Origin of the sequence: Mesorhizobium jarvisii (genome assembly GCF_003601985.1) — a bacterium.
GTDB lineage: Bacteria > Pseudomonadota > Alphaproteobacteria > Rhizobiales > Rhizobiaceae > Mesorhizobium > Mesorhizobium jarvisii.
Genome location: NZ_QZXA01000006.1, coordinates 273,825 through 286,523, shown reverse-complemented (window position 1 = coordinate 286,523; position 12,699 = coordinate 273,825). Strand labels below are relative to the sequence as shown.

8 protein-coding genes are annotated in these 12,699 nt (G+C 63.0%); 5 read left to right on the top strand and 3 right to left on the bottom strand.

What is annotated here, in order from left to right; all coding sequences use genetic code 11:
- Positions 1 to 47 precede the first annotated feature (47 nt).
- From D3242_RS17365 to mgrA, 3 genes are all read left to right on the top strand, one after another.
- On the top strand, positions 48 to 794 hold the full coding sequence (locus D3242_RS17365; RefSeq protein ID WP_019861249.1) for a sugar phosphate isomerase/epimerase family protein: 747 nt from the start codon (positions 48 to 50) through the stop codon (positions 792 to 794).
- An 11-nt stretch (positions 795 to 805) separates the two neighbouring features.
- Positions 806 to 1,945, top strand: coding sequence for a Gfo/Idh/MocA family protein (locus D3242_RS17360; protein ID WP_038649749.1), 1,140 nt, complete (start codon positions 806 to 808; stop codon positions 1,943 to 1,945).
- Between the two features lie 132 nt (positions 1,946 to 2,077).
- The gene (mgrA, locus tag D3242_RS17355; protein ID WP_019861247.1) at positions 2,078 to 3,124 is read left to right on the top strand and encodes an L-glyceraldehyde 3-phosphate reductase; all 1,047 of its coding nucleotides are present in this window, start codon (positions 2,078 to 2,080) and stop codon (positions 3,122 to 3,124) included.
- A gap of 89 nt (positions 3,125 to 3,213) precedes the next feature.
- Here the strand turns inward: mgrA and D3242_RS17350 are convergent, their stop codons facing one another.
- Positions 3,214 to 4,311 carry a S1 family serine peptidase gene (locus D3242_RS17350; RefSeq protein WP_038649743.1) on the bottom strand — a complete coding sequence of 366 codons (1,098 nt, stop codon included), beginning with the start codon at positions 4,309 to 4,311 and terminating at the stop codon, positions 3,214 to 3,216.
- Between the two features lie 401 nt (positions 4,312 to 4,712).
- Here D3242_RS17350 and D3242_RS17345 point away from each other — a divergent pair, with 401 nt between their 5' ends.
- Both D3242_RS17345 and D3242_RS17340 read left to right on the top strand, forming a co-directional pair.
- On the top strand, positions 4,713 to 5,807 hold the full coding sequence (locus D3242_RS17345) for a trypsin-like serine peptidase (RefSeq protein WP_038649740.1): 1,095 nt from the start codon (positions 4,713 to 4,715) through the stop codon (positions 5,805 to 5,807).
- Positions 5,808 to 5,976: 169 nt separating this feature from the next.
- Positions 5,977 to 7,785: an MORN repeat-containing protein gene (locus D3242_RS17340; RefSeq protein ID WP_223217856.1), complete on the top strand. Its 1,809-nt coding sequence runs from the start codon at positions 5,977 to 5,979 to the stop codon at positions 7,783 to 7,785.
- Positions 7,786 to 7,982: 197 nt separating this feature from the next.
- Here D3242_RS17340 and amrB read toward each other — a convergent pair whose 3' ends face one another.
- Both amrB and D3242_RS17330 read right to left on the bottom strand, forming a co-directional pair.
- On the bottom strand, positions 7,983 to 9,668 hold the full coding sequence (amrB, locus tag D3242_RS17335; RefSeq protein WP_064980904.1) for an AmmeMemoRadiSam system protein B: 1,686 nt from the start codon (positions 9,666 to 9,668) through the stop codon (positions 7,983 to 7,985).
- Complete coding sequence (locus D3242_RS17330; RefSeq protein ID WP_223217857.1) at positions 9,665 to 12,697, bottom strand: caspase family protein; 3,033 nt, start codon at positions 12,695 to 12,697, stop codon at positions 9,665 to 9,667. The genes amrB and D3242_RS17330 overlap by 4 nt, the downstream gene beginning before the upstream one ends.
- Positions 12,698 to 12,699 lie beyond the last annotated feature (2 nt).

Sequence of the window (12,699 nt, the reverse complement as noted above, 5' to 3'; positions counted from 1 at the left end):
GCCTTCCTCCCAAGAACCCACCCTACCAAGCAGAACGGACAGAGACGATGAACTGGTCATTCCAACTTTACAGCGCCCGCAATTTTCAACCTTGGGAGGGCGTGCTCGCCTCGCTCGGCAAGCTCGGCTACGCGCAAGTCGAAGGTTTCGGTGGCGTCTATGAAAATCCCAAGGCCTTCCGCGCGGAACTCGACAAGAACGGGCTTTCGATGCCGACCGGGCATTTCTCCATCGATGCGTTGGAGAAGGATTTCGACGGCGTGCGCAAAACGGCCGAAGCGCTCGGCATCAAGCTTCTGATCTGTCCCTATCTGATGGCCGAGGACAGGCCGTCAGACGCCGCCGGCTGGCGCGGCTTTGGCGAGCGACTGGCCAAGGTTGGCGAGGTCGCCTCGAAGGCCGGCTACGGCTTTGCCTGGCACAACCATGATTTCGAGTTCAAGGCACTCGCCGACGGTTCGGTGCCGCAGGATCACATCCTGTCGTCCGCTCCCGATATCGGCTGGGAGATGGACCTTGCCTGGGTGGTGCGCGGCGGCGCCGATCCGCTGCCCTGGATCGAAAAGCACGGCAAGCGCATCGTCGCCGTGCATGTCAAAGACATCGCCAAGCCGGGCGAGGGACTGGACGAGGATGGCTGGTCGGATGTCGGCCACGGCACGATCGACTGGGCCAACCTGATCAAGGTGTTGCGGGCCAAGAGCGCGGCAAAATACTTTGTCATGGAGCAGGACAACCCCAACGACATCGAGCGCTTCGCTCGTCGCTCGATCGCATCCGTCAAGGCTTACTAGGAACAATCATCATGGCAAAGAAACTGGGTATTGGCGTCATCGGCTGCGGCAACATCTCGAAGGCGTATTTCTCGCTGGCACCGCTGTTTCGCGGCATCGAGATGCGCGCCTGCGCCGACATCAACATGGACGCGGCCAGGGCGCGGGCGAAGGAGTTCAAGCTGCGCGCCGAGACCGTCGAGGACCTGCTCAAGGCCGATGACATCGACATCATCGTCAACCTGACGATACCGGCGGTGCATTACGAGGTGTCCAAACGCGTGCTCGATGCCGGCAAGCACGTCTATTCGGAAAAGCCGTTCGTGCTCTCGCTCGAAGAGGGCCAGGACCTCAAGGCCCGGGCTGAAAGGAAGGGGTTGCGCATCGGCTCGGCGCCCGACACGTTCCTCGGCGGCGCGCACCAACTGGTGCGTGAACTGATCGACGAGGGGAAGCTCGGCAAGATCACCAGCGGCACCTGCCATGTCATGGGTCACGGCATGGAGCACTGGCACCCGAATCCGGATTTCTTTTTCCAGCCGGGCGCCGGACCGGTGCTCGACATCGGGCCGTATTACATCACCAATCTGATCCAGCTGATCGGGCCGGTGAAACAGGTGGCCGCCTTTGCGACGACCCCGGCCAAGGAGCGGACGATTTCGTCGAAACCGCGTGCGGGCGAAAAAATCCCGGTCAACACGCCAACCACCATCCATGGCCTGCTGGAGTTCGAGAACGGCGCCGTGGTGACGTTGAACACCAGCTGGGATGTCTGGGCTCACGGCCATGCGCCGATGGAACTCTATGGCGAAGCGGGCACGGTGTTCGTGCCGGATCCGAATTTCTTCGGCGGCGACGTGCGCTTCACCGAAGAGGGCAAGCCGGTCAAGAAGCTGCCGAAATGGAAGCACCCGCTTGGCGTGCCCAATGAAATGCACGGCCAGGGCATGATGGCCAACTACCGCACGGCAGGTCTCGCCGACATGGCGTTGGCGATAGTCGAGGGGCGGCCGCATCGTTGCTCGATGGAATTGGCGCTGCATGCCGTCGATGTCATGACCGGCATCCTGCGCTCCGGCGAAACCGGCAAGTTCGTCGTCATGCAGACCACTTGCGAGCGGCCGGCGGCACTTGGCGTCAAGGCGGCCAAGGAACTGCTGGCGAAGAAGTAGGCGCAAAGATTATCGATAATGTTGACTTGCCCCTCTCCCCGTTCGGCCGGGGAGAGGGTAAAAGGGCGCCGGGCCGGCTCACCGCTTTGCGATGAAGCTGCCCGGTCTGTTCACATTCGAGGATCTTTCCCAATGCCCTATGTCGCCGCCGAAAATCGCTACGAAAAAATGATCTACAATCGCTGTGGGCGCTCCGGCCTCAAGCTGCCGGCGATCTCGCTCGGCCTGTGGCACAATTTCGGTAACGACACGCCGCACAAGACCAAGCAGGCGATCGTGCGCAAGGCGTTCGACCTCGGCATCACCCATTTCGACCTCGCCAACAATTACGGGCCGCCGCCCGGCTCGGCCGAAACCGCTTTCGGCGAAATCCTGCGCACCGATTTTTCCGCCTATCGCGACGAGCTGATCATCTCGACCAAGGCCGGCTATGAAATGTGGGCTGGCCCTTACGGTGAATGGGGCGGGCGCAAATACATGCTGGCCAGCCTCGATCAGAGCCTGAAGCGGATGGGGCTCGATTATGTCGACATCTTCTACTCACACCGCTTCGACCCGGACACGCCGCTGGAAGAAACCATGGGCGCGCTCGACCATGCGGTGCGCTCGGGCAAGGCGCTCTATGCCGGCATTTCGTCCTACAACTCGCAGCGCACCCGCGAGGCCGCCGACATATTGCGGCAGCTCGGCACGCCCTGCATCATCCACCAGCCGAGCTATTCGATGCTGAACCGCTGGGTCGAGGAAGACGGCCTGCTCGACACGCTGGAAGGGCTCGGCGTCGGCTCGATCGTGTTCTCGCCGCTGGCCCAGGGCATGCTGACCGACAAATATCTTGGCGGCATCCCCGAAGGCAGCCGCGCCTCGCAGGGCAAGTCGCTGAAGTCGGCCTTCATCAACGACCGCACCATCGCCAACATCAAGGCGCTCAACGCCATCGCCGGCAAGCGCGGCCAGACGCTGGCGCAGATGGCGCTGGCCTGGGTGCTGCGCAAGGGCAAGGTGACATCGGCGCTGATCGGCGCCAGCCGGCCGGAGCAGGTCGAGGACTGCGTCGGCGCCCTGAAGGTGCTCGACTTCAGCGATGCCGAATTGGCCGAGATCGATAGCTACGCGCGCGAATCCGACATCAATCTGTGGGCGGCCTCAGCCGAGCGCAAAGGCCCGCCGAGGAAATAAAGCTGTAGGACAAGCCGGCAAATGACAACGGCGGGAACCCTTCCCGCCGTTTTCATGGCAAGCAAAATGTCGAACAAGATGGCTGGGCCTCAGGGCGTCTTCGGCTTCTGGGCCGTGCCCAGCCCGGCTTTCGGCTTTTCCGGCGCAGGAGCAGGGCCCTTCATCTTCGCCTCGATCCAGCCGCCGTAGTTGGCCAGCCGCGTGTAGATGCCATAGGCGTCCTTGTGGCCGCAGGCCGCGCTGCCGTCGGCGGGGCCTTCGCCCCAGCTGACGACGCCGACCTGAACCGGGCCGTCGGCGCCGGTCATGAACAGCGGGCCGCCGCTGTCGCCATTGCAGGCATCGCGCACACCGCTGGTGGTGCCGGCGCAGATCATGTTGCCGGTCAGCGGATCGGTCATGTCGGCGGCAATCGCATTGGCGGCGGCATCGATGCCCTTTTCCGAATAGCGCATGCGGTGGGACAGATCGCCGAGCGCGGCCTTCAGGTCGTGCGCATAGATGGCCTTGATGCCAGTGTTGCAGGCGCTGTTCGGCTGTAGATCAAGGTCGGCGACCATCAGCGTGGTCGGGAACGTTCCGTCCTGCATCTTGCCCCAGCCGGTGACGGTGGTCTTGCCGGTGTCAGGGGTCGCCTGGCGGGTAAGCTTGATGGTCGGCGCATCGGCCGGCTCGGCAAGCCGGAGCAGGCCGAGGTCGTTGTCGAGCGTCTGCTCGCTGTAGCCTTCGTTGACGATGACCTCCACCACCTTGTGGCGCTTGCCTTCGCCGAGGTCGGTGGCGCCGGTCAGCACGGTGACCGAATCCGGTGAGATCGGCTTGCCCTTGTCGTTGAGGCAGTGTGCCGCGGTCAGCACCCATTGCGGGGCGATCAGGCTGCCGCCGCAGAATTGTGCATTGGCCTGCGAGGCCGGGTTCTCGTCCAGCCTGGCGGTGGTGAGCAGCGCGACCTGGAACGGATAGGCGCCCTTTTCGGCCTGGTTGCCGCCATAGACCCGGTCGGCGCCGTCAGGGTTATCAGCGGCTGCCTTGGCCCTGGCCTCGGTCACCCGCTGCATCGGCGAGACCGCCGCTTCGGGCCTTGCGGCGCTTTCATCCGCCCGGCCGGGGTTGATCGATACAAAGGCGGCGGCAATGCCAAGCAGCGATGCGGCAACGATTGGTCCGAACCGATTTGTGATGTGCACCTGAACCTCCTCAGACAATTTTCCCGCGCGGATCGACGCCGGGCATTGTGCAAGGAGGTGTCGCCGGTCCGGCGATCCTCACGCGTGCCGTATCGAAAACGGCGCGCGATCGGTCACAAAACCGAATCCCACTTTTGCTAACCGTGCCCGCGAGCAGAACCCGCACAAAATCCTATAGCCCCCCACGGGCTAGGTGGAAGCGATTTATCATTGCCAATCTTGGATTATTTTAGGCAGTATACCGTTGCAGAGTTTTTTTGGCGGGGGCCTTGAAAATGACAGCCTAGAACAACGCTCGCGGGGAATGCCGGCGAGCAGACTCATTTTTCGGCGTCACCACGATCTCGACAATATTTCTCTATTTTGATCCAGTCCTTGCTGACTTTTGGGAGAGTCTCACCATGACAAAACTGACAAACGCACTTATTGCGTCCGCTTTGCTTTCCACCGCAATGTGGACGGTCCCGGTTTTCGCCGCCGACCCTGGGTCCGCCAGTGCCGGCAATGGCGAAAGCATGCGGGACGTTACTTCAGGCGACTTCAAGGCCGGCCGGGCAAAGCCGATCACGACACCAAAGCTTACTGATGAAGACAGCCGTGCCGCGCCGCTCACCGACGAGAAGGCGGCAGTCAAATCCTATGGCATCGTCGGGCGTTCCGCCGATGGCAAGGAGATCAAGATCGAGCCGAGCGAAGCACTGCGCGAGCTCATCATCAAGGAACTGAATGCGCCGGCCAATGGCGCGGACGGGGCTGAGCGCAAGACCGAGGACCCTGGGCTCGGCGAAGGCGAAGCCGGGCGTCAGGTTTTCGGTCCCGACGATCGCGAGCAGGTCAGGAACACCAAGACCTATCCGTTCTCGGCCATCGGCTATCTCGAAGCCAAATCTCCGAAGACGGGCAGCTATGGCAGCTGCTCGGCAACGCTGATCGGCCCGCGCACGGTGCTCACCGCGGCACATTGCCTCTACAGCCATGAGGACAAGGACTGGCTCTCGGAATATCTGTTCGTGCCAGGCCTCAACGGCAGCACTGCCGACGACGCACCGTTCGGCGCCTTCGCCTATGAAAGCGCCTATGTGCTGCAGGGCTTCATCGACAACTACCAGGGTTACTACGGCTCGGTGATCCCGTGGGATCTCGGCATCATCACGCTGAAGCAGGATGTCGGCACCAACCTCGGCTGGCTGGGCTACGCCAATTATGACGATCTCGGCGACTTCACCGCCAACCTCGTCGGCTATCCCGGCGACAAGCCGATGGGCACGATGTGGAAGGCGAGCTGCGAAGTGCATGCCGAGAACATCGCGCCGGAATATTTCCAGTATGATTGCGATACGTTCCCAGGGTCGAGCGGCAGCTCGGTCTATGCCTACGACACCAAGTCCAAGCAGCGCATCATCACCGGCGTCAACGTGGCGGAAAGCCCCGAGGCGAACACCGCGGTGCGCCTGAACGCCGCTAACGTCCAGTGGATCAACAGCCTGTACAAATAGGCACTGCGCGTTCGCGGTGAAGGCAAAGGCGGCGGGTCGATCCTGCCGCCTTTTTCGTGCCGATTCTTCCCTCATGGCTTCCCTTGCACGAGGCCGGCGCCCCGACTACGCTTGGCTTGCCAAGGGGCGAGGCGTCCAGGGGGCTTGAGGGATGGGGCGGACAAGGGCAGTGTTCGGGGTCGCGGCCGCATCGATGCTGGGCGCGATGATGCTTTCACCGGCTTTTGCCGATCCCGCCCGTGTCGGCGGCGCCTGGGCGGAGCGCGTGCAGATCCTCTATCAGGCCGACACACGCTCGGTGCTGCGCAGGACCGTGCGTGTGTGGGATTTCCATCCCGAGAAGAACCTCGACTTCGTCTGGGAGCCGGCCGCGGGCCGCTCGCCTGATAAGACGATCGCCGAGGACGGCACCGTCAACGGTAAGGGCAGGCTGGTGTGGCGGGTGCGCGGCTCGGCGAGCTATGACCCGAAGACCGTCTACTCCAGCTATTTCGGTGATGTCAGGAACGGCCGGCCCGACGGGCAAGGCCGGCTCGAATTGCGCTCAGGCGAGGTTTTCGACGGGCATTGGCTTGGCGGAGAACTCAACGGCGAAGGTATCCATGTCGATGCCGAAGGCAACCGCTATGAGGGGCAGTTCGTAGACGGCATTCCGAATGGCGAGGGCCGGTTGCTGTCGAAGACAGGCGAGATCTTTGCCGGCTCTTTTGTCGGCGGGTTGAAGAACGGCAAAGGCACCACGCGGCTCCCCGGCGGCACGGTCTATGAATCGCAGTGGGTGATGGGCAAGGAGGTCGGCGGCACGCGTCCAGACGTTCTGGCCGATGCCAAGGTCGGAGGCCTCCTCAAGGCGCAGGCCAGCGGCGGCGATGCAGGCAAAGTCGAGATCGGCGTCATCGTTGACCAGCGCATGACCCAGCAGGCCGACATGAAATACCAGCACCTGGTGCGCGACGAGGACATCGCGATCTATCCGGAAGACACCCTCTACAACGACGCCTGGAACGGCACCGGAACGGTCAATACCACCAATGTCTATGAAGGTGCGACCTGGGAGGACACGCCGGCCTTTGCCGAGGTCGACCTGACGACGACGGACGAGTTCAGGGTCAAGCTCGACAGCCTGGAAATGAAGGTCGCTGCCAGCGACGCCTACCGCAAACCGATGTTGTCGATCTCGGAGCATTTCGGCTGCATCGGCTTCCGGCCCGATTTCTCCATCGTCAACAATGGCTGGGGCGACGCCAAGGACATGAAGATGTCGGTCCAGTTCACCACGGTGGACGAAGAAGGCAATCCGACCGGGCAGCCAAGCCGCATGTTCACCAAAGACATCGGCGGTTTCAGCGATGGCGTCGACGTGTCGATCAAGAGCGTGCTCGACGAGGCCGGCGTCGACACGGCAAGCCTTGAGACCGGGCGTTTCCCCTGTCCCTCGGTCGATAGCCTCAATGTCTGCCGCAGCCAGCTCACCAACAAGATCAAGTTCGGTGAGGTCGGCGACTATCTTGGCAATTTCAACCAGGCGATGACGCTGAACGCGATCGGCAAGTTGGACTATTCCTGGGCGGACGATCAGGGCAATGTCTACCAGCAGAGCGAGCCCTTCCGCGCCCAGATGACCATGGCGGTCTTCGAGACTCCCGAATCGATGGCCGAATGCGGCGATGGCGGTGGCGGCAGCCCGGAAGCGATGCGCTACCAGAACATCGAATTCCCGATCGGCAAGCACGACTACACGATCGCCATGCCGGTGCGCGGCAACAAGACTGTCAGCGCCTATACGGCGCGGCTGAAGATGTGGTCGGCGATGTCGTCGATCCACAGTTTCAGCATCGCCGCGCATTTCGCCGACGGCAGCGTGCGCGAGAGCAAGCCGGTGACCTTCTTCTATTTCCGGCCGAAGCAATCGCTGTTCGAGACCAGGACCGAACCGGCGGCGTGCTATCTACCCCGCCAGATGATGGGCTGCGGCTAAGGTATGTCGATATTCAGGTGAGGCCGGTCTGCAAACGGCTGATACCTGCGCTTCCCCGTTATACTGCGTCGCAGTAGAACTGTGCTCACGTACGAAAAGTACGCTCCGCTCCGGTTCTCGGTGTCAGCCGTTTTCGACTCGGCCTGACCTGAATCTCAACACACATTCAGGTTCTTCACGTCGAAAACGGCAGTCGCCTATTTGCGACCCATCTCGAAATAGTTGGGCAGTGGGATGAGCCTGGCAAAGATCGTGCCTTGGGAAAAGACACGCAATTCCAGCATCGAACCTGAGGAGCGTTGCGCACTCTGGTCGAACAGGAAATTGCCGAGCGAATAGACCTCTGCCACATCGCCGCCGGCAACCGGGACGATCGCCTCACTCGAGACATGCGGATGGCCGCCGACAATGGCCGAGACGCCGCGCAGCCGCATCCCATCGGCAAGCATCTCTTCGCGCGCCGACGGTTCGGTCTTGTACTCGCGGCCCCAATGGACGAAGGCGACGACCGGGCGCTGCGCATTTTCGTGCAGCAGCCGGTCGAGCAAGGCGGAGGTGAGCAGGTCGGTGTTCTTCGAACCGTTGGTGTCGATGTCGGTCAGGCCGACAAGGTCGACATCGGCCAGCGCCAGCGTCTCGCCCTGGCCGAAATGCGGGATGCCGGCTTCGTCCAGCGCGCGCAGCGTCTCGGCATAGCCGGACGGGCCGAGATCATAGGCGTGATTGTTGGCGAGACTGACGCCGGCGACATGCAACCGCTTCAGCATGCTGACGGCGAGGTCTTCCGGCATGGCCAGCGTCATGTCGTCAATCGCTTCCGGCACGTTGGGCAGGATGACGCCTTCGAGATTGACGATCAGCGGCCGCGCTCCGGTCAGCGAAAGGATGCTGTCGACGATCTTGTCGGCAACGCCGTCGCGGACCAGGATCTTCTTCATGGCACGACCGAAATTCACGTCACCAGCGAGATAATAAATCCTGTCCTTTGGCCGCGCCGGGTTGTTGAAGCCGGGACCGAAGGCGCCGAACAGCGCCACGACATAGCTGGTGGTGCGCTCGACATAGTCGGACGTGTGTTCCTGCGAGTTCTCGTTGGCGACCACCAGCGGCTGGGCGCCGAACAATTCGCGCTGCAGCCGGGTCTGGATGTAGAGCGCGCCGACGGAATCGGCATGATCGGGCTGACGCAGGGCCGCTATGCCGTCGAGCGATCCGGCGGCCAGCATGTTCAGCGTCTGCTGGTCGAAACGCCTGGAATCATGCTGGGGCAGATAGTGCGAGAAGTCAGTGGATTCGACGATCAGCGTGTCCTGGTCGACGAGCGGTTTCAGCGCCTCGGCCAGCCGGTCCCAGTCGCCGCGCTTCGCCTTCACCGACATCGCCACCGGCACGATCTTCGCCTCGGGGAAGTAGTGATGCAGGAAGGGCAGCATGGCGCGTACGCCATGTTCCTTGTCGAACAGGCAGGATTCCTCGAGCATGTCGCCGTGGGCTTCCAGAAGGCGCACGGCATCGGTGTCGGCGGCCACCGGACCAAGCACGGTGTCGAAGCCGCGCGCCGTGGTGGCGTAGAGCTTGTGCGTCTTGTGGAAATGGTCCGGCGACAGGATGACGATGCGCTTGTAGCGAAAGCCGGACGCTGCATGAAAACCCAGTGCCACGAGGTCGGCGGCCAGCAGGTGATGCGGCACGGTGATGCCGGTCAGCCGCTGGTTGGAGGGCCGGACAGCAGCGACGCTGGCGATGGCGTCCTTGAACAGCGTGGCGTCGTCGTAGAACGTCCGGAAGTTTTCGGTTCCGGGCGGGCAGGCGATCGGGGCGGCCTGTGCCGTGCCGCCGAGAACCAGGGCGAACATGATGACCGTCAGCAGGCGGGCTATCACGGCTCGGCCAACACGATGTTCTCCACGCCGCCGACATAGTAGAACGGCTTCTGCTTCGACGCCGTCAGCCGCACCACTTCGTGCGAAATGAAATCGGCGAGCCCGAACAGCGTGACGCCGCCATCCGAGGTCTTCGCCTTGCCGCGCAGGCCTTCGAGGATCGAATAGGTGAAGACGCCGTGCCCGAGCTCCGGCAATTCGGCGGCGGTGTTGTTGGCCGCGGTCGCCGAAAACACGACGATGCGCGCGTCCTGCGCGTCCTTTTCCAGGCGCGGATTGAAGGCGTTGGCGGCATGGCAGGTGTCGAGCAGCATGAAGCGCATGCCCTTGGCCCGCTCGACCGATTTCTGGACGTCACCCCAGTCGACAAGCGAAGAGCGCTTCCAGCGGTCGGCATCCTGTTTGCGGCCATCGGTCGGGATGAAATAGTAATCCTCGTCGATGTTGATGCCATGGCCGGCGACGAAAACAATGGTGGTGTCGTGTTCGCCAGGCCTGTCGAGGAAATCGGCAAGCTGGTCGTCGATCGTGTGCGAGTCCGGCTCCATGATGTTGTCGGCGCTGGCGACGGTGTAGGTCTGTTGCGCCTTGTCGGGGCTTTCGTCGAGCGCCTCGCGGTTGACCAGAACCAGCGTCTCCATCGACGAGAACAAAGGTGCCGATTTCTGCGCAACCACCTTGAGGAACTCGGTGGCGTCGTCGACGGGGTAGCGCAAATCGCAGGCATGGCCGGAACAGGCGTCGGTCAGGAACGGATATTTGTCGACGCCGATCACCGCGACATAGAGCTTGCCCTTGGCCTCGGCCTTTTCAGTCTTCCTTGCCAGCGCCGTCACGCTGCGCTCGGTCAGATAGCCATATTCGTTGATGCCGGTGATGCGGATAGTGTTTTGACCATCCTCGACCGGCACCTCGACTGTTGTCTTGTTGCCGTCGACCGAGCGCGTCGCGATGTCGCCGACATTGCGGCTGTTCGACAGGATCGAGAAGCCGGCGACATCGGCTCCGGCTTCCTTGGTGCCTGTGATTTCGACGGCGACATAACCGTCGCGGACCTTGCTCTGGTCGTCGGCGAGGCGAATGCCGAATTCCGGCGGCTTGCGCTGCAAGAGCTTCTGCAACTCGTTGTCGACGCCCGGCCGCATCTCCTGGACTGCCTGTTTGGCGCTGCGCAGGATGATGGCGCGGCGCACCATTTCCGGGCTCCAGAGGTATTTCTTCAACTGGCCGGCGCGGATGAAGCGGCCTTCATGGTCACGGTCCTGGTTGACGTGCCAGCCGATCAGCTTGTCTCCCTCGTCGGAGGAATAATAGTAGCCTTGCGGCATCCAGGCGATCCATTGTGAGCCGGCAAAGAACATCGACACGATCAGCTCGTGCGTCTTCAGGTTCCACAGCCTCACGGTCTGGTCGGCGCTGCCGGTGACCAGCAGGCCGGCTTTCTCCGAGGCGACCATGGCGTTGATTTCGCCGGTGTGGCCGGTGAATTCGCCGGAGACCCTGGCGGTCGCGGCCTTGTATTCCAGCAGCGTGCCGTCATTGCCGCCGGTGATCAGGCCAAGCCCGTTGTCGATCAGCGTGAAGGCGGAATGGGCAAAGCCGTTGGTGGCGTCGTTCTCGATCGAGCGCACCACCTTGCCGCCATTGGCGATCTCCAGCACCGCGTTCTCCAGCGCGTCCTTGCCGCCCACCGTGGCGTGCAGGGACCACTCGCCATCGCTCAGCGCGGCGCGGGCAAACGAGGCCGGCTCGGTCAGCGGCTGCGGGTCATCGAAGAACCGCTCGGTTGTGGGCAACTCCAGCCTCTTGTCCAATGCGCCCAATTGTTCCGGGCAAGCCACGCGCTCGGGGCAGGGGTTGGCGTTGCCCCAGGCGATGATGCCGTTTGCCGGATCGATGCCGATAGCGGTCACCGGTTCGCCCACTCCTTGGAGCAAGGCCTTGCGTTCGCCGGTCGCCGGGTCCCAGACTTGGATGGCGTTGCGGGTGCCGCCGGCCGTCGCCACCAGCGAGCCGCCGGCATTGGCGGCGCTGGCATAGACCGTGCCGTCATGGCCGCTGTAGTCGAGCAGCTTCTCGCCGCTGTCGGTGTTCCAGACGACGGAGCGGTGCTTGTCGGCGCAGCGATAGCCGCAGGAGGCGACCAGCCGCGATCCCTTGGCGAAGGTCAGCGAGCCGATGAGGAAATCCTGCTTGGGCATGGCGCGCACCAGCGTCCCGTCGGCCGCGCGCCAGAGCTGGACCTGGCCGTCCTTGCTGCCGGTGGCAAACAGGCTGCCGTCCTGCGAGATCGCCAGCGCCAGCACACTGACGTCCCGCAACGGCTCTGTGTCAGCGGGCAAGGCGATCTCGTCGCCCTTGGCGACATCCCACAACCGGATGCCATTGTCGGTCGTGGTCGCCGCCAGCCGGGTTCCCGCGGCGGCGAAAGCCAGCTTGTCGATGTGCCAGGAATCGGCGTCGAGCTTCTTGTCCAGCGTCCAGCCCGTCGCTGATTTGTCGTCGAGCCGCCAGAGATAGACTATGCCGTCGCCGCCGCCGGCAGCCAGTATCTTGCCATCTGGAGAGAAGGCGAGGTCGTAGGTCGCGTAGTCGGCGGCCTTGAGAACGGCCTTCATCTTGCCGGTGGCGAAGTCGAACAGCCTGATGTCGCCATAGGGCGGCTTGTCGCCGAGACCGGCGCCGAAATAGCCGCCGGCGGCGATCGTCTTGCCGTCCGGCGAGACCGTGACCGCGAAGATCTTGCCGTCGCTGCCATTGCCGAGATAGCCGCGAATGGTGCGTAGCGTCACGCCGCTCTGCCAGTCCCAGATGCGGATGGTCTTGTCATCGGATGCCGAGACAACGTCCTCGCCATCGGGGGTGAAGGCGAGGTCGGCAATCCGTGCGGTATGGCCTCCGGTGTCGAGGTCGAGATGGAAATCCGGGGCGTCCTCGGCGCGGGCGGCAGAGGACGTGATCAAGGCTCCAGCCATGGCCAGCCAGCGGCAGGCACGCATGAGGCGCAAGGTGATTCCGGGTTTCCCCATCG

What these genes read in the sequence shown, in the direction of transcription:
- D3242_RS17330 (WP_223217857.1), bottom strand. Translation starts at nt 12,697, where the DNA reads ATGGGGAAACCCGGAATCACCTTGCGCCTCATGCGTGCCTGCCGCTGG.
- D3242_RS17345 (WP_038649740.1), top strand. Translation starts at nt 4,713, where the DNA reads ATGACAAAACTGACAAACGCACTTATTGCGTCCGCTTTGCTTTCCACC.
- D3242_RS17365 (WP_019861249.1), top strand. Translation starts at nt 48, where the DNA reads ATGAACTGGTCATTCCAACTTTACAGCGCCCGCAATTTTCAACCTTGG.
- mgrA (WP_019861247.1), top strand. Translation starts at nt 2,078, where the DNA reads ATGCCCTATGTCGCCGCCGAAAATCGCTACGAAAAAATGATCTACAAT.
- D3242_RS17360 (WP_038649749.1), top strand. Translation starts at nt 806, where the DNA reads ATGGCAAAGAAACTGGGTATTGGCGTCATCGGCTGCGGCAACATCTCG.